Source organism: Robertmurraya mangrovi, from assembly GCF_034427655.1.
GTDB classification, from domain to species: Bacteria; Bacillota; Bacilli; order Bacillales; family Cytobacillaceae; genus Robertmurraya_A; species Robertmurraya_A mangrovi.
In genome coordinates this window covers 1-15235 of sequence record NZ_JAXOFX010000022.1, presented here as the reverse complement: position 1 = coordinate 15235, position 15235 = coordinate 1, and the positions used below count along the sequence as shown (strand labels likewise).

The following is a 15235-nucleotide window of genomic DNA, read 5'->3' as shown; positions in this document are numbered from 1 at the left end:
CTTTAAATAAGGAGGTGCCAATATGAAACTTCATGAATTAAAGCCTGCAGAAGGTTCTCGTAAAGAGCGTAAACGTTTAGGTCGTGGGATCGGTTCTGGTCAAGGTAAAACAGCTGGTAAAGGTCATAAAGGTCAAAACGCTCGTTCAGGCGGCGGTGTACGTCCTGGCTTCGAGGGTGGTCAAACACCTTTATTCATTCGTTTACCAAAGCGTGGCTTCACGAACATTAACCGTAAAGAGTACGCTGTTGTGAACCTTGATGCACTTAATCGTTTTGAAGACGGTACAGAAGTTACTCCAGAACTTCTTATCGAAACAGGCGTTGTAAGTAATGAAAGAGCAGGAATCAAAATTCTTGCTAAGGGCAAAGTTGAGAAAAAGCTTACTGTTAAAGCTCATAAATTCTCCTCTGCTGCAAAGGAAGCGATTGAAGCTGCCGGCGGTCAAACTGAGGTGATTTAATGTTTCAGACAATCTCCAATTTTATGCGCGTGGGTGATATAAGACGAAAAATCATATTCACCCTTTTAATGTTGATTGTATTTCGTATCGGTACATTTATTCCTGTACCGAACGTAAATGCAGACATTTTAAAAGCTCAGGACCAATTAAGTGTATTTGGTGTTCTAAATACATTCGGTGGTGGAGCGCTCCTAAATTTCTCTATACTTGCTATGGGTATCATGCCGTATATTACAGCATCAATCATTGTACAGTTGTTACAGATGGATGTTGTTCCTAAATTTACGGAGTGGGCTAAGCAAGGAGAAGTAGGACGTCGTAAATTGGCTCAATTTACTCGCTACTTCACAATCGTGCTTGGTTTTATCCAAGCATTAGGTATGTCTTATGGATTTAATAACCTTGCTGGTGGTATGTTGATTGAAAACCCTGGTGTTGGTACTTACTTATTAATTGCCACCGTTTTAACTGGTGGTACTGCATTCTTATTGTGGTTAGGTGAACAAATAACTGCAAAGGGAGTAGGAAATGGGATTTCCATCATTATCTTTGCTGGTATCGTAGCGAGTATCCCTAATACGGTTAATCAAATCTACGTACAACAGTTTGAAGATGCTGGTGATCAACTATTCTTACGTATCGTAACAGTATTGTTAATTTTACTCGCTGTAGTTGCTATCGTTGTTGGGGTTATCTTCATTCAACAAGCACTACGTAAAATTCCTATCCAATACGCTAAGCGTATGGTTGCAGGTAAGGCTCCAGTTGGCCAATCAACACATTTACCTTTAAAAGTTAATGCTGCAGGTGTTATTCCAGTTATCTTTGCTATCTCGTTCATTATTACTCCAAGAACTATTTCTCAGTTCTTTGAACCTAATAATGTAACGTTATGGATTGATAAAATTTTTGACTATACACACCCTATCGGAATGGTTATATACAGTGCACTTATTATTGCATTTACGTATTTCTATGCCTTCATTCAAGTAAACCCAGAACAAGTTTCTGAAAACTTGAAGAAACAGGGTGGATATATTCCAGGTATCCGTCCAGGAAAAAATACTCAGGAATATTTAACTCGCGTATTATATCGTTTAACTTTTGTCGGTGCGATGTTCTTAGCAGCTATCTCAATCCTGCCGGTTTTCTTCATTAACTTTGCCGGTTTACCACAGTCAGCTCAGATCGGCGGAACAAGTTTACTTATCGTTGTTGGTGTTGCACTAGAAACGATGAAACAGCTTGAAGCTCAGCTTGTTAAACGTCACTATAAAGGTTTTATAAAGTAAATCGGTTTTGGGGACTAGCTGTCCTCAAATGCCGTTTATGGAGACTGAGGGGGAATTCGCATGAATTTAGTATTAATGGGGCTTCCGGGTGCAGGTAAGGGTACACAAGCCGAGAGAATCGTTGAAAAATACGGCATCCCTCATATCTCAACAGGAGATATGTTTCGTGCAGCAATGAAAGAAGGAACAGAGCTAGGTCTTAAAGCTAAATCATTCATGGATCAAGGTGCCCTTGTACCTGATGAGGTTACAATCGGCATTGTACGTGAAAGATTAAGCAAAGATGACTGTCAAAAAGGATTCTTACTTGATGGTTTCCCAAGAACAGTTCCTCAAGCTGAAGCTCTCGATAATCTTCTTAATGATTTAAATAAAAAAATCGACTATGTTATTAATATTGATGTGGACCAAGAAATATTAATGGAAAGATTAACTGGTCGTCGTATTTGTAAAGATTGTGGATCAACTTATCACCTAGTATTCAACCCTCCTACAAAAGAAGGGGTTTGTGATCGCTGTGGCGGTGAGTTATATCAACGTGCAGACGATAATGCAGAAACTGTTCAAAATCGTCTGAATGTCAATATCGAGCAATCGAAACCTTTACTAGGTTTCTATGAAACTAAAGGTTCTTTACGAAATATTAATGGTCAACAAGATATAAATAAAGTATTCGCAGATATTGAGATTCTTCTCGGGGGCTTAGCTTAATGATTATATGTAAAACCCCTAGGGAAATTGAGATTATGCGAGAAGCTGGTCGTATCGTTGCTCTTACACATCAGGAATTAAAAAAACATGTTGCTCCTGGAATTACTACAAAGGAATTAGACTCTATTGCTGAAAAGGTTATTCGTCAATATGATGCAATTCCATCCTTCAAAGGATATAATGGTTTTTCGGGCAGTATCTGTGCATCTGTGAACAATGAACTTGTACATGGTATTCCTGGCAAACGTGTATTAAACGAAGGTGATATTATTAGCATCGATATCGGTGCTAAATATAATGGCTACCATGGCGATTCAGCTTGGACTTACGCTGTTGGTCAAATAGATGAGCAAACCACTCGTCTGTTAGAAGTAACAGAGCAATCTTTATATGAAGGTCTTAAAGAAGCTAAGCCAGGTGAGCGTCTATCGAATATCTCCCATGCGATTCAAACATATGCCGAATCAAATGGATTTTCTATTGTACGCGAGTATGTTGGACATGGAATAGGGCAAGACTTACATGAGGACCCACAAATCCCTCACTATGGTCCACCTAATAAAGGTCCACGCTTAAAACCAGGTATGGTACTTGCTATTGAGCCGATGGTGAACGCAGGAAGTCGTTATGTTAAAACATTAGCTGACGACTGGACAGTTGTTACTGTAGATGGGAAAATGTGTGCTCATTTTGAGCATACTGTCGCAATCACTGAATCAGGCTATGAAATACTTACAAAAGCCTAATTTTAGGTGACCTCATTGAATCATTCTGTCGTTGGTCCGCATCTAGGTCAAATAGTTTTTATAAAAAGCGGACGGGATGCTGGTCAATATGCTATAATTGTAAGGTTGGTAGATGAAAGGTTTGTATTTTTAGCGGACGGCGTGACTAAAAAGTTTGATCGACCGAAAAAAAAGAACATTCAACATCTTCAACTGGTTGATTATGTATCTCCAGAAGTGCAAAGTAGTATAATCAATACCGGACGTGTTACAAACGGAAAACTCCGATTTGCATTAAGCAAGTATATGATTGTAAACGCAACTGAAAAGTAGAAGGGAGACGAGTTCGATGGCGAAAGATGATGTAATTGAAATCGAAGGTACAGTAATTGAAACTTTGCCAAATGCAATGTTTAAGGTAGAATTAGAAAATGGTCATACTGTGTTGGCTCATGTTTCTGGTAAAATTCGTATGCATTTCATCCGTATTTTACCCGGAGATAAAGTAACTGTTGAGCTTTCCCCATATGACTTAACACGCGGAAGAATCACATACCGCTTTAAATAATCTATTGCACTCCGTACTATTAAGGAGGTTAGGATAATGAAAGTAAGACCATCAGTTAAACCGATCTGCGAGAAATGTAAAGTTATCCGTAGACGCGGAAAAGTTATGGTTATTTGTGAAAACCCTAAACATAAACAAAAACAAGGTTAATATTGAGGGAGGTGCGCATATAAATGGCACGTATTGCTGGTGTAGATATTCCACGTGAAAAGCGTGTAATAATCTCATTAACTTACATCTATGGTATTGGTAAAAGCACAGCTACAAAAGTTCTTGCTGAAGCAGGAGTTTCTGAAGATACTCGTGTGCGTGATTTAACGGAAGACGAATTAAATAAAATCCGTGATATCGTTGATAAATTAAAAGTTGAAGGTGACCTTCGTCGTGAGATTTCTTTAAACATTAAACGTTTAATGGAAATCGGTTGCTACCGTGGTCTTCGTCACCGTCGCGGTTTACCTGTTCGCGGTCAAAATACGAAGAACAACGCTCGTACTCGTAAAGGTCCACGTAAGACTGTAGCTAACAAGAAGAAATAATCGGTAAAGGAGGTACTTTAAATGGCTCGTAAAACTAACACACGTAAACGTCGTGTCAAAAAGAATATTGAACAAGGTATTGCGCATATCCGCTCTACTTTCAATAATACAATCGTAACTATTACTGATGTTCATGGAAATGCTCTTTCATGGTCAAGTGCTGGTTCTTTAGGATTTAAAGGTTCTCGTAAATCTACTCCTTTCGCAGCACAAATGGCAGCTGAAACTGCAGCTAAATCATCTATGGAACATGGTATGAAAACTCTAGAAGTAACAGTTAAAGGACCTGGTGCTGGGCGTGAAGCAGCTATCCGTGCTCTTCAGGCTGCTGGTCTTGAAGTTACTGCTATTAGAGACGTTACTCCTGTTCCTCATAACGGATGCCGTCCACCAAAACGTCGCCGTGTATAATTTTTCTGTATAGAATTTGAAACCCTGTCTATAATGGGATATGGGAACTAAATTTTTAAAGTCATACAGAATCATTAAATCCAGTTGTTGTGCACAAACGGGAATGTATACAGGGGGAATTTCGGTTAAAGAATATTAACCGGGGTTTCGACGTTTTGAAGGAGGGTATATTTGATGATCGAAATAGAAAAACCAAAAATCGAAACGGTTGAGATCAGCGATGATGCCAAGTACGGGAAGTTCGTCGTAGAACCACTTGAGCGTGGATATGGTACTACTTTGGGTAACTCCTTACGTCGTATCCTTTTATCCTCACTCCCAGGTGCGGCTGTCACATCGATCCAAATCGATGGGGTGCTTCATGAATTCTCTACAATTGAAGGCGTCGTAGAAGATGTTACATCTATCATTTTGAATATTAAAAAACTAGCACTTAAAATCTACTCTGATGAAGAGAAGACGCTTGAAATTGATGTACAGGGTGAGGGTGTTGTAACGGCTTCTGACATTACCCATGACAGTGATGTCGAGATCTTAAACCCGGATTTACACATTGCTACTCTTGCTACAAACGGCAACTTACGTATGCGTCTAACGGCTAAACGTGGTCGTGGGTATACACCTGCTGTTCAAAACAAGAGAGAAGATCAACCGATCGGTGTAATCCCTATCGACTCTATCTACACTCCAGTTTCACGTGTGGTTTATCAAGTAGAAAATACACGTGTCGGTCAATTAACAAACTATGATAAGTTAACTTTTGACGTTTGGACTGATGGAAGCACAGGTCCTCAAGATGCAGTTGCACTTGGAGCGAAAATTTTAACTGAGCATTTAAACATCTTCGTTGGTTTAACTGATGAAGCTCAAAATGCTGAAATCATGGTTGAAAAAGAAGAAGATCAAAAAGAAAAAGTTTTAGAGATGACGATTGAAGAACTTGATTTATCAGTTCGTTCATACAACTGCTTAAAGCGTGCTGGAATTAACACTGTTCAGGAACTTGCTAACAAGACTGAAGAAGATATGATGAAAGTACGAAACCTAGGCCGTAAATCTCTAGAAGAAGTAAAACATAAACTAGAAGAGCTTGGATTAGGCTTACGTAAAGACGACTAATATTCGTTGTCGTTAGCTTAAACTAGCGAAAAGATGACTTCAACAAAGGAGGGAAACTTTCATGGGATACAGAAAGTTAGGACGCACAAGCGCTCAACGTAAAGCTATGTTACGTGACTTAGCTACAGATTTAATCATTAATGAGCGTATTGAAACAACTGAAGCTCGTGCGAAAGAACTTCGTTCGGTTGTTGAGAAAATGATTACTCTTGGAAAACGTGGCGATTTACATGCTCGTCGTCAAGCTGCAGCTTTCATTCGTAACGAAGTAGCTAATGCTGAAACAAACCAAGATGCTTTACAAAAATTATTCAGCGATATCGCTGGACGTTATGAAGAGCGCCAAGGTGGATACACTCGAATCATGAAACTTGGACCTCGTCGTGGAGACGGCGCACCAATCGTTATCATCGAGTTAGTATAATATACTAAACAGACAACAGGGTGGGGACGGTTTACAAGAAACTTGTTCTTAACCCTTTTTCTGTAATAGTATCCCCTATTGATCTAAGCCAAAACAGAGCGTTACGATGAGCGTGTGATTATATGTTATCCCGTCTCGTCTAGCTCATGCACCTCTTTCCTTAGTATTAACTGTAAAGAGTTATGAGTGGTAAGAGGTGCAGGCTTTATTTCAATTTTAATGAGATAAATGATTCTTGAGCCAGGAAGGCAATTAGAAATTCTTTATCTATATGTAGAATAAATCTACTTCTACCCAATTTTTATAAACATCCTAGAAACACCATTTTATTTTATTGTAGAATATTTCTTTTATTGTCTTCATATTTACTAGGCTCGCCAAATGGCGGGTTTTATTTGTATATATAGGAATTATTATTTCCGGGGAATAATTTTATTACTGTTTGTTTACTTGTTTAGAAACAAAGTTAACAAAGGGATGTTAATAATGATATATTAGATTAGTTGAGAATAGATTAGTTAGCCTGAGAGGAGTGTTTCTATGCAAAAGGCTCTTGTGAATATCAGTAAAATTTCTTTTAAATATGATGGTCAAGAAAGTTATGCTTTAAAAGATGTATCCCTTCAGATCTTTGAAGGTGAATGGTTAGCTATTGTTGGTCATAATGGTTCAGGTAAGTCTACTCTTGCAAAAATTCTAAATGGACTACAATTTCCTGAGTCTGGAACAATTGATATATGTGGTATGGATCTAAGTGAAGAAACTGTATGGGACATACGAAAGTCTATCGGAATGGTTTTTCAAAATCCCGATAACCAGTTCGTTGGAACAACGGTTAAAGATGATGTGGCTTTTGGTTTAGAAAATAATGGAGTTCAAAGGGATGACATGGTTGAACGTGTCGAGTCTTCTCTCCGGAAGGTAAAAATGGAACCATTTCTTGATCAAGAGCCGCACCATCTATCAGGTGGACAAAAACAGAGAGTAGCTATTGCCGGGGTAATAGCATTACGACCAGAGATTATTGTTCTTGATGAGGCAACCTCTATGCTTGATCCTAGAGGACGAGAAGAAGTGTTAGAAACGATAAGAGAATTAAAAAACGATCATTCAATGACTGTTATATCCATAACGCATGATTTAGAGGAAGCAGCAAAAGCTGATCGAATTATTGTCATGAACAAAGGTGAATTGTATAGAGAAGGAAGTCCTGAAGAAATATTTCAGATGGATGAGGAGTTAATTCAGCTTGGCTTGGATGTTCCCTTCCCAATAAAAATTAGTAAAGCATTAAAGGATAAAGGAATTCCTATATCAAAACATTACTTAACAGAAGAAGAGTTGGTGACACAGTTATGGATATCTCACTCCAGCAAGTAGAATATCGCTATCAAATAGGGACTCCTTTTGAGCGTCTTGCTATTACGGAAGTTTCTATAGACATTCCATCCGGTACTTATTTGGCCATTATCGGTCATACTGGTTCAGGTAAATCTACCATACTCCAACACTTAAATGCTTTATTAAAGCCAACTAAAGGGAAAGTCGTAATAGGAAATAGGGAAATTACTTCTGGTGAGAAACAGAAGAACTTAAAAGAAATCAGGCAAAAAGTAGGGATTGTATTTCAGTTTCCTGAACATCAACTATTTGAAGAAACCGTTGAAAAAGACATCTGTTTTGGTCCAATGAATTTTGGGGTATCAGAAACAGAAGCAAGAGCTCGCGCTCGTAAGGCTATTAAACAAGTTGGGCTTTCAGAAGAAATTTTAGCAAAATCTCCTTTTGATCTGTCGGGTGGACAAATGCGAAGGGTTGCTATAGCTGGTGTTCTCGCTATGGAACCAGATGTCATCGTGTTAGATGAACCTACTGCAGGCTTAGATCCAAGAGGGAGAAAAGAGATTATGGAGATGTTTTATAAGCTTCATAAGGAAAGAAACTTATCTACTGTATTAGTGACACATAGTATGGAGGATGCTTCTTTATATGCTGATGAAATTGTCATTATGCATAAAGGTGAGGTTTATAAAAGAGGGGAACCAAGAGAGATTTTCCAGTCTCCGGAAGGCTTATTAGAATTGGGTTTAGATGTACCTGAGGTGGTTCGTTTTCAACATAAATTAGAGGGGACTTTCAATACAAAACTTGATAAAACCTGTATCACTCTTGAAGAGCTCACAGAGGCTGTTTCTGGCCTTTTAAGAAGGGGTGAGCTTGTATGATGGATAAAATGATTATCGGGCGATATATTCCGTCTAATTCAGTCCTACACAGTATGGATCCACGATCTAAGCTTATTTTAATCTTTTTATTTGTATGTATTGTCTTTCTAGCTAATAACGCGATTACCTATGGCGTATTAGTCATTTATACATTATTAATGATTTCTCTGTCTAAGGTACCTGCTAAATATTTAATTGGTGGCCTTAAGCCTGTTATATGGCTTGTCCTATTTACTCTTTTCCTTCACATATTTTTAACAAAAGAAGGTACTTTGTTGTTTGAGTATGGTTGGATCAAGATATATGAAGAAGGTTTAAGACAAGGTGTATTTATATCTTTACGTTTTTTCTTATTGATTTTGATGACATCTCTACTTACCTTAACAACTACACCAATTGAGATTACGGATGGATTAGAAACTTTACTGAACCCTTTAAAGAAATTTAAATTTCCAGTTCATGAATTAGCACTAATGATGTCAATATCCTTACGTTTTATTCCAACGCTTATGCAAGAAACAGAAAAAATTATGAAAGCACAAACAGCCAGAGGTGTTGATTTTACAAGTGGACCGCTAAAGGATCGAGTAAAATCAATCGTTCCCCTACTCATCCCTTTATTTATCAGTTCCTTCAAAAGAGCCGAAGAATTAGCTATTGCGATGGAAGCAAGAGGCTACCGAGGTGGAGAAGGAAGAACGAAATACAGGCAGCTTAAGTGGGGTATGATGGATTCAGGAATGCTTGTTTTTCTAGGGGTAGTAACCATTATATTAACTCTATTAAGAACGTAGGAGCTTAATTAAATGCAAAGATTTAAATGTAAAATCGCATATGACGGATCCCAATTTTCTGGTTATCAGGTCCAACCATCTAAGCGGACCGTTCAAAGTGAATTAGAGAATACATTAAAAAAGTTGCATAAAGGACAAGAAGTGAAAGTATATGCTTCTGGCCGAACGGATGCGGGTGTACATGCAAAGGGACAAGTGATTCATTTTGATTCACCCTTAACCATTCCACTAGAACGCTGGATAATCGCATTAAACTCCCTTTTACCTAACGATATAGTCGTATTAGAGGTAGAGCAGGTAGAAGATAACTTCCATGCAAGATTTCAGGCTAAAGGGAAAGAATATCGATATTTTGTAAATCTTTCAAACACACGGGATCCTTTTCAACGGAACTTTTCTTATCATCACCCTTATAAACTAGATATCCAATCTATGAATGACGCAGCAAAGTATTTACTTGGTTCTCATGATTTTACAAGCTTTTGTTCAGCCAAAACAGAGGTAGAGGATAAAATCAGGGAAATTAGAAAAATTGAACTTATTCAGCAGGATACTATGCTAATATTTAGATTTGTAGGGAATGGATTTTTGTATAATATGGTAAGAATTATGGTAGGAACGTTAATTCAAGTGGGGTCCGGACAAATAAATCCTGGCTCGATTAAAGAGATTATAGAGCATAAGGATAGAAAATATGCTGGTAAAACAGCACCTGCAGAGGGTTTATATTTATGGGAAGTGTATTATGACTAAGTAAATGATATACAAATCCTTAAAATAGGTATAAAAAATTTTTTTCTTATGACAACTAAACCTGGTGTAACATTCTCTTGACATGTGCAAAACAGTGATATATCATAATATGGTATGTATTTTAATCCCACGATAAGCCCCGGAACTTATTGTGATGACAAATATACGAAACAAAAAATCTTGAAATGGACAATATTAGGAGGGAAAATCATGCGTACAACATTTATGGCTAATGCTAACAATATCGAACGTAAATGGTACGTGATTGATGCAGAAGGCAAAACTCTTGGTCGTCTTGCTTCTGAAGTAGCATCAATCTTACGTGGTAAAAACAAACCAACTTTCACACCACATGTTGACACTGGTGATAACGTAATTCTTATCAATGCTTCAAAAATCGAGTTAACTGGTAAAAAGTTAACTGATAAAATTTACTACCGTCACAGTATGCACCCAGGTGGTTTAAAATCAAGAACTGCTCTTGAAATGCGTACTAACTACCCTGAGAGAATGTTAGAGCTTGCTATTAAAGGTATGCTTCCAAAGAACTCTCTTGGTCGTCAAATGTTTAGAAAATTACACGTATATGCTGGTAGCGAGCATCCGCACCAAGCTCAACAACCTGAAGTTTACGAACTTCGTGGATAATTAAGGGGAGGTAATAACTATGGCACAAGTTCAATACATTGGTACTGGTCGTCGTAAAAGCTCCGTTGCACGTGTTCGTTTAGTTCCAGGCAGCGGTAAAATTGTAATCAACGATCGCGACATCGAAAACTACATTCCATTCGAAGCACTTCGTGAAGTGGTAAAACAACCACTTAACGCTACTGAAACTCTTGGTAGCTACGATGTTCTTGTGAACGTAAATGGTGGAGGTTACACTGGTCAAGCTGGCGCTATCCGTCACGGTATCGCTCGTGCGTTACTTCAAGCTGATCCAGAATTCCGTCCAACATTAAAACGCGCAGGATTATTAACTCGTGATGCACGTATGAAAGAGCGTAAAAAATACGGTCTTAAAGGTGCTCGTCGTGCGCCTCAGTTCTCAAAACGTTAATTTTGGCGTATCAAGGCTCTCAACCTATTGGTTGGGGGTCTTTTATTTTATTTGGCTGTTTTCGTAATGAATGTTGTTATTTGTAAAAATCCAAATGCCGATTTTTACCCCTAAGTAGTTAAAGTGTGCTACAAATTTAGATGGTAAGGCTTTTTCTAAAACTGATAATTTTTTAAGTTCAATTTAACATGTATGCTTTATATGCAAATATATATATGTGAGTAGCAACAAAGTTTTAGAAAAGAGCCTTTTATTTAAAAAATAATTAGGTATACTTTTAGCCTGTAGATTATCAAATATATTTAAGTAAATTCTTCAAACCAAAAAGCTGTTGCACAAGGCAACAGCTTTTTGGTTATTAATGATTTGTTGGGTAGTAACCAGATTGAGCATTCTGACGCATCACATGTTGTGGGTTAGTTCCAGCAAATCCTGTTTGAATAGCTCCTTGAGGACCTGTGAAATGTTGTTGCCCTGTAAAGTGGTTTTGGTTTTGATAACCATAATTTCCTTGCATATTCATGCCGCCTTGAGCCGATTGAGCATTTTGATGAGCTACTTCTTGTACATTTGTACCAGCAAATCCATGATGGAATGCTGCGTTAGGTCTCATAAAGTGAGTTTGGTTAGTGAATTGGCTTTGGATTCCTTGATTTTGATAACCAAAAGAGCCCTGTCCATACATACCGCCTTGGGCCGATTGAGCATTTTGACGAGCTACTTCTTGTGCATCTGTGCCAGCAAACCCATGATGGAATGCTGCATTAGGACCAGTGAAAGGTTGATGCATATATTGACCTTGCTGCTGTCCCTGATTTTGATACCCATATGTGCCTTGCCCATACATACCGCCTTGAGCCGATTGAGCATTCTGACGAGCTACTTCCTGTGCATCTGTTCCGGAGAAACCGTGCTGTATGATAGAGTTAGGACCCATATACCCATGTTGATTCATAAAAGAACCTTGATTTGTCATACCCATTGTCATGCCTGTAGTAGATTGAGTATTTTGTCTCATTACATGCTGTGGGTTTGTGCTAGCAAATCCAGGTTGAATATTCGAATATTGGTTCATTCCGTGCTGATTGTTCATTTTCATTTCCCCTTTACAATGCAGATTTTAAAATCATTTATATTTTTTTCTAAGTTAAGTTAAATATGCCAAGAATCAGTTTGGTAAAATTTATATGTCCATTTGCCATATCGCAAAGCGTCGCTCCCCTATAATTGGCAACCAAATCATCTATAGTTTTTGTATTTCTCCCTTAATGTCGATAAAGACTATTTGAAAGGGGTGAGAAAGCAGTGAATGTGATTACAACCTTTAAAGAAAAGAAGAGAGAGAAACAGTTTAAATATGAAAAATCTGTTTTGAGAGAACTCTCCCTAAAATTATTGAAGGAACGAGTGAAACATTTTTTCGGCTCGTCAAGATTAACATCCGGTTTAATATCTGACTCTGGAATAGAAGAAGCTTGTTATGACATTGCTATAGAGGCATATTTATTAGGTGCCCATTTTAGTCGATTTAGCCGATATGGTGAGTCCATAGAAGTGGTAAGAAATAGATGTAAAAAGGAAGAGAAGCACCTTATTGATACGCTATACAATTTCCTGCTTTATTGGGGAAAGGGTTCAGAGGGTGTCTATAGTGAATCTTTATTTTATATGTGTGAACAATACGTAAATAGTTGGTGGCTTGAAGGATTTACTAAAGGAGAGAGAAGACGCAAGTTGAGGCTGCATTAATTAATTCCTAATAGATTGGGAATGGTAGTCGGACCAGGTACTTGCTTGTCAATTTATCTATACAGAAACAGTCCAAGTTTACGTTCTATATTTTCCCCTTGTCCCATATATTGAAATGAAGGGACGAGCGGGAAGGAATGATTATGGGGAATGAATAAAAGACTTAAAGTAGGTATGTTTACTGTTGGACTTATTATCCTGTTCCTAATTTTACAGTATGACTTCATAGAAGATAACTCTTGGAAGTCATGGAATCTACCATTGTCAGGAGAGGTCATCCTTTTAGACCCAGGCCATGGGGGACCAGATGGTGGAGCTGGTGATAACACTGCTCTTGAAAAGGATATTGCTCTAAATATTTCTTTTAAGTTGAGAGATTATCTTCAAGAGCAAGGTGCTTTAGTTATCATGACGAGAGAAGAAGATAAAGACTTAGCACCAGAAGGGATGAGAGGATACAGTAAAAGAAAAGTAGAGGATTTAAAAAAGAGATTAGAAATGATTAATACTTCTGGAGCTAATTTCTTTGTGAGTGTCCATTTAAATGCCATTCCTTCTACTAAATGGAGTGGGGCTCAAACATTTTACACTTCTCAGTTTAAAGAGAATGGAAAGGCTGCTAAGTTTATACAAGAGGAGCTTAGAAGTAATCTTGAGAATACCGATAGAAGAGCCAAAACAATAAATAACGTATATATTTTAAAATATGCTAAGAAACCAGGTGTTTTAGTGGAGGTTGGTTTTCTATCCAATCCAGCTGAGAAACAAAAGTTAAAGCAAGAAGAATACCAAGAAAAAGTAGCTGCGTCCATCTATAAAGGGATCATGCGTTACTATACAAATGAACCTGAATTAGTAGAACCCGAATAGGAGGTGCCAATGCACCTTCTTTTATTTAAGTTTAAGAAAGTATAAGCTTTTTGGAGTTAGACAACTGTCCAGCTCCAGCGCCTAGCCCTTCGAGTCAAATAACCTTCCATCCTAAAAGTCAAAAATCCGACTTTTAGGATGGAAGAATATTTGCTTGTCAGGGCTGACCAAGGCGCTTGCGATTTTCTTATATCATTAGTTGGAGACAATAAATTAAGTATAGGTAAATAATTGAGATGAATAGTACAAGTTATGTGATTGATTTAACAGCGAGTGGTATAGTATATGGTATAATCCATTTTGGGAACGAATACAAAAGGCGGTGTCATTTATGTTAACTGAATCAAAAATTTTAGATATCCTTAAAGGCCTAAAGGAGCCATTTTTAAATAAAACTCTAGAAGAGTTAAATGCAATAGAGGAAATCAAAATCAAAGAAGATAAAAATCATGTAAGTGTAAAAATTGCAATTGCTAAAACAGGTACTGCTGAACAACTACAACTTCAAACAAAAGTTGTCCAATTACTAAAAGATGCTGGTGTAGAAACAGTAGGGATTAGGTTTTCTGAATTACCTGAAGAAACATTAGCAAAGCATCGTGCAACGAATGAAGCAGAGTCGGAAGGGTTGCTTTCACCAAATAGCAAAACAACTTTTATTGCAATAGCAAGTGGAAAGGGTGGCGTTGGTAAATCAACAGTATCCGTAAACCTTGCTGTTTCCTTAGCTAGATTAGGGAAAAAAGTCGGCTTAGTTGATGCGGATATCTATGGATTTAGTGTGCCAGATATGATGGGCATTACAAAGCGTCCTGTTGTAAGAGGGGAAAGAATTATTCCTGTAGAACGATTTGGTGTAAAAGTCATTTCGATGGGATTTTTCGTAGAAGACAATGCACCTATTATTTGGAGAGGTCCAATGCTTGGGAAAATGCTAAACAGCTTCTTCAGTGAAGTAGAATGGGGCGAGCTAGATTATCTTCTTTTAGACTTACCACCGGGTACTGGGGATGTAGCTTTAGATGTTCACACGATGCTACCTGCATGTAAAGAAGTCATTGTTACAACGCCACATCCTACAGCGGCTTTTGTAGCAGCAAGGGCTGGAGCAATGGCATTGAGAACAGAACATGAGATCCTAGGTGTAGTAGAAAATATGTCTTACTTTGAAAGTAAAGTAACTGGAGAAAAAGAGTATGTTTTTGGTCAAGGTGGAGGTCAAAAGCTTGCAGAGGAGCTGCAAACTGAGGTGTTAGGGCAACTACCATTAGGACAGCCTGACTGGAATGAAGAGGACTTTGCACCATCGGTTTATCAATTAGACCATAAAATCGGTCAAGGTTATGATCAAATAGCACGTAAAATCATTGAAAAACTAAATTAATAAAGAAAAGGAAGACCTGTGGGTACTGCACCCCAAAAGTTAGAGTAGAAATCTAACTTTTGGGGTGTTTTTTGTATGTCGAAGTATAGTGATCAATTTAAGTTGAAGGTTGTTAAGGAATATCTTGAAGATTCTTTGGGATATAAGT

Annotated in this window: 21 protein-coding genes; 20 read left to right on the top strand and 1 reads right to left on the bottom strand. The window is 37.9% G+C overall.

Annotated features, from left to right (window positions below; all coding sequences use genetic code 11):
- The first annotated feature begins 22 nt into the window (after positions 1 to 22).
- From rplO to rpsI, 17 genes are all read left to right on the top strand, one after another.
- Positions 23 to 463 carry a 50S ribosomal protein L15 gene (gene rplO, locus SM124_RS21305; RefSeq protein WP_322448535.1) on the top strand — a complete coding sequence of 147 codons (441 nt, stop codon included), beginning with the start codon at positions 23 to 25 and terminating at the stop codon, positions 461 to 463.
- Positions 463 to 1755, top strand: a complete 1293-nt coding sequence (secY, locus tag SM124_RS21300; RefSeq protein ID WP_322448534.1) for a preprotein translocase subunit SecY — start codon at positions 463 to 465, stop codon at positions 1753 to 1755. Before rplO ends, secY begins: the two co-directional genes overlap by 1 nt.
- A gap of 60 nt (positions 1756 to 1815) precedes the next feature.
- Positions 1816 to 2466: an adenylate kinase gene (locus tag SM124_RS21295; protein WP_322448533.1), complete on the top strand. Its 651-nt coding sequence runs from the start codon at positions 1816 to 1818 to the stop codon at positions 2464 to 2466.
- Positions 2466 to 3212 (top strand): type I methionyl aminopeptidase, encoded by a 747-nt coding sequence (map, locus tag SM124_RS21290; RefSeq protein ID WP_322448532.1) that lies wholly within the window; start codon positions 2466 to 2468, stop codon positions 3210 to 3212. Before SM124_RS21295 ends, map begins: the two co-directional genes overlap by 1 nt.
- Positions 3213 to 3227: 15 nt before the next feature.
- Complete coding sequence (locus SM124_RS21285) at positions 3228 to 3524, top strand: KOW domain-containing RNA-binding protein (protein ID WP_322448531.1); 297 nt, start codon at positions 3228 to 3230, stop codon at positions 3522 to 3524.
- A 16-nt stretch (positions 3525 to 3540) separates the two neighbouring features.
- Positions 3541 to 3759, top strand: a complete 219-nt coding sequence (infA, locus tag SM124_RS21280; protein WP_009791305.1) for a translation initiation factor IF-1 — start codon at positions 3541 to 3543, stop codon at positions 3757 to 3759.
- Positions 3760 to 3795: 36 nt separating this feature from the next.
- Positions 3796 to 3909, top strand: coding sequence for a 50S ribosomal protein L36 (gene rpmJ, locus SM124_RS21275; RefSeq protein ID WP_000868344.1), 114 nt, complete (start codon positions 3796 to 3798; stop codon positions 3907 to 3909).
- A gap of 23 nt (positions 3910 to 3932) precedes the next feature.
- The gene (rpsM, locus tag SM124_RS21270; protein WP_322448530.1) at positions 3933 to 4298 is read left to right on the top strand and encodes a 30S ribosomal protein S13; all 366 of its coding nucleotides are present in this window, start codon (positions 3933 to 3935) and stop codon (positions 4296 to 4298) included.
- A 21-nt stretch (positions 4299 to 4319) separates the two neighbouring features.
- Positions 4320 to 4709: a 30S ribosomal protein S11 gene (gene rpsK / locus SM124_RS21265; protein ID WP_160547956.1), complete on the top strand. Its 390-nt coding sequence runs from the start codon at positions 4320 to 4322 to the stop codon at positions 4707 to 4709.
- 174 nt (positions 4710 to 4883) lie between these two features.
- Positions 4884 to 5828 carry a DNA-directed RNA polymerase subunit alpha gene (locus SM124_RS21260; RefSeq protein ID WP_322448582.1) on the top strand — a complete coding sequence of 315 codons (945 nt, stop codon included), beginning with the start codon at positions 4884 to 4886 and terminating at the stop codon, positions 5826 to 5828.
- 61 nt (positions 5829 to 5889) lie between these two features.
- On the top strand, positions 5890 to 6252 hold the full coding sequence (gene rplQ, locus SM124_RS21255; protein ID WP_322448529.1) for a 50S ribosomal protein L17: 363 nt from the start codon (positions 5890 to 5892) through the stop codon (positions 6250 to 6252).
- A gap of 540 nt (positions 6253 to 6792) precedes the next feature.
- A complete protein-coding gene (locus SM124_RS21250) occupies positions 6793 to 7632 on the top strand; it encodes an energy-coupling factor ABC transporter ATP-binding protein (RefSeq protein WP_322448528.1) in 840 nt (279 codons plus the stop codon).
- Positions 7608 to 8477 carry an energy-coupling factor ABC transporter ATP-binding protein gene (locus tag SM124_RS21245; RefSeq protein WP_322448527.1) on the top strand — a complete coding sequence of 290 codons (870 nt, stop codon included), beginning with the start codon at positions 7608 to 7610 and terminating at the stop codon, positions 8475 to 8477. Before SM124_RS21250 ends, SM124_RS21245 begins: the two co-directional genes overlap by 25 nt.
- Positions 8474 to 9271, top strand: a complete 798-nt coding sequence (locus tag SM124_RS21240; protein ID WP_322448526.1) for an energy-coupling factor transporter transmembrane component T family protein — start codon at positions 8474 to 8476, stop codon at positions 9269 to 9271. Before SM124_RS21245 ends, SM124_RS21240 begins: the two co-directional genes overlap by 4 nt.
- Before the next feature lie 12 nt (positions 9272 to 9283).
- Positions 9284 to 10024 carry a tRNA pseudouridine(38-40) synthase TruA gene (truA, locus tag SM124_RS21235; protein ID WP_322448525.1) on the top strand — a complete coding sequence of 247 codons (741 nt, stop codon included), beginning with the start codon at positions 9284 to 9286 and terminating at the stop codon, positions 10022 to 10024.
- Between the two features lie 210 nt (positions 10025 to 10234).
- Entirely contained in the window at positions 10235 to 10672 is a 438-nt protein-coding gene (gene rplM / locus SM124_RS21230; protein WP_322448524.1) for a 50S ribosomal protein L13, read from the top strand.
- 19 nt (positions 10673 to 10691) lie between these two features.
- Positions 10692 to 11084, top strand: a complete 393-nt coding sequence (rpsI, locus tag SM124_RS21225) for a 30S ribosomal protein S9 (protein WP_322448523.1) — start codon at positions 10692 to 10694, stop codon at positions 11082 to 11084.
- A gap of 358 nt (positions 11085 to 11442) precedes the next feature.
- Here rpsI and SM124_RS21220 read toward each other — a convergent pair whose 3' ends face one another.
- The gene (locus tag SM124_RS21220) at positions 11443 to 12177 is read right to left on the bottom strand and encodes a hypothetical protein (RefSeq protein WP_322448522.1); all 735 of its coding nucleotides are present in this window, start codon (positions 12175 to 12177) and stop codon (positions 11443 to 11445) included.
- Between the two features lie 212 nt (positions 12178 to 12389).
- On the opposite strand from SM124_RS21220, the gene SM124_RS21215 reads away from it, so the two are divergent.
- From SM124_RS21215 to salA, 3 genes are all read left to right on the top strand, one after another.
- The gene (locus tag SM124_RS21215; RefSeq protein WP_322448521.1) at positions 12390 to 12833 is read left to right on the top strand and encodes a YbaK family protein; all 444 of its coding nucleotides are present in this window, start codon (positions 12390 to 12392) and stop codon (positions 12831 to 12833) included.
- Between the two features lie 150 nt (positions 12834 to 12983).
- The gene (cwlD, locus tag SM124_RS21210) at positions 12984 to 13703 is read left to right on the top strand and encodes an N-acetylmuramoyl-L-alanine amidase CwlD (protein ID WP_322448520.1); all 720 of its coding nucleotides are present in this window, start codon (positions 12984 to 12986) and stop codon (positions 13701 to 13703) included.
- A gap of 331 nt (positions 13704 to 14034) precedes the next feature.
- Positions 14035 to 15087: an iron-sulfur carrier protein/transcriptional regulator SalA gene (gene salA, locus SM124_RS21205; RefSeq protein WP_322448519.1), complete on the top strand. Its 1053-nt coding sequence runs from the start codon at positions 14035 to 14037 to the stop codon at positions 15085 to 15087.
- The last annotated feature ends 148 nt before the right edge of the window (positions 15088 to 15235 follow it).

What these genes read in the sequence shown, in the direction of transcription:
- rpsM (WP_322448530.1), top strand. Translation starts at nt 3,933, where the DNA reads ATGGCACGTATTGCTGGTGTAGATATTCCACGTGAAAAGCGTGTAATA.
- SM124_RS21240 (WP_322448526.1), top strand. Translation starts at nt 8,474, where the DNA reads ATGATGGATAAAATGATTATCGGGCGATATATTCCGTCTAATTCAGTC.
- salA (WP_322448519.1), top strand. Translation starts at nt 14,035, where the DNA reads ATGTTAACTGAATCAAAAATTTTAGATATCCTTAAAGGCCTAAAGGAG.
- SM124_RS21295 (WP_322448533.1), top strand. Translation starts at nt 1,816, where the DNA reads ATGAATTTAGTATTAATGGGGCTTCCGGGTGCAGGTAAGGGTACACAA.
- rplO (WP_322448535.1), top strand. Translation starts at nt 23, where the DNA reads ATGAAACTTCATGAATTAAAGCCTGCAGAAGGTTCTCGTAAAGAGCGT.
- secY (WP_322448534.1), top strand. Translation starts at nt 463, where the DNA reads ATGTTTCAGACAATCTCCAATTTTATGCGCGTGGGTGATATAAGACGA.
- rpmJ (WP_000868344.1), top strand. Translation starts at nt 3,796, where the DNA reads ATGAAAGTAAGACCATCAGTTAAACCGATCTGCGAGAAATGTAAAGTT.
- SM124_RS21260 (WP_322448582.1), top strand. Translation starts at nt 4,884, where the DNA reads ATGATCGAAATAGAAAAACCAAAAATCGAAACGGTTGAGATCAGCGAT.
- SM124_RS21250 (WP_322448528.1), top strand. Translation starts at nt 6,793, where the DNA reads ATGCAAAAGGCTCTTGTGAATATCAGTAAAATTTCTTTTAAATATGAT.
- SM124_RS21220 (WP_322448522.1), bottom strand. Translation starts at nt 12,177, where the DNA reads ATGAACAATCAGCACGGAATGAACCAATATTCGAATATTCAACCTGGA.
- infA (WP_009791305.1), top strand. Translation starts at nt 3,541, where the DNA reads ATGGCGAAAGATGATGTAATTGAAATCGAAGGTACAGTAATTGAAACT.
- rplQ (WP_322448529.1), top strand. Translation starts at nt 5,890, where the DNA reads ATGGGATACAGAAAGTTAGGACGCACAAGCGCTCAACGTAAAGCTATG.
- rpsK (WP_160547956.1), top strand. Translation starts at nt 4,320, where the DNA reads ATGGCTCGTAAAACTAACACACGTAAACGTCGTGTCAAAAAGAATATT.
- rpsI (WP_322448523.1), top strand. Translation starts at nt 10,692, where the DNA reads ATGGCACAAGTTCAATACATTGGTACTGGTCGTCGTAAAAGCTCCGTT.
- map (WP_322448532.1), top strand. Translation starts at nt 2,466, where the DNA reads ATGATTATATGTAAAACCCCTAGGGAAATTGAGATTATGCGAGAAGCT.
- rplM (WP_322448524.1), top strand. Translation starts at nt 10,235, where the DNA reads ATGCGTACAACATTTATGGCTAATGCTAACAATATCGAACGTAAATGG.
- SM124_RS21245 (WP_322448527.1), top strand. Translation starts at nt 7,608, where the DNA reads ATGGATATCTCACTCCAGCAAGTAGAATATCGCTATCAAATAGGGACT.
- cwlD (WP_322448520.1), top strand. Translation starts at nt 12,984, where the DNA reads ATGAATAAAAGACTTAAAGTAGGTATGTTTACTGTTGGACTTATTATC.
- truA (WP_322448525.1), top strand. Translation starts at nt 9,284, where the DNA reads ATGCAAAGATTTAAATGTAAAATCGCATATGACGGATCCCAATTTTCT.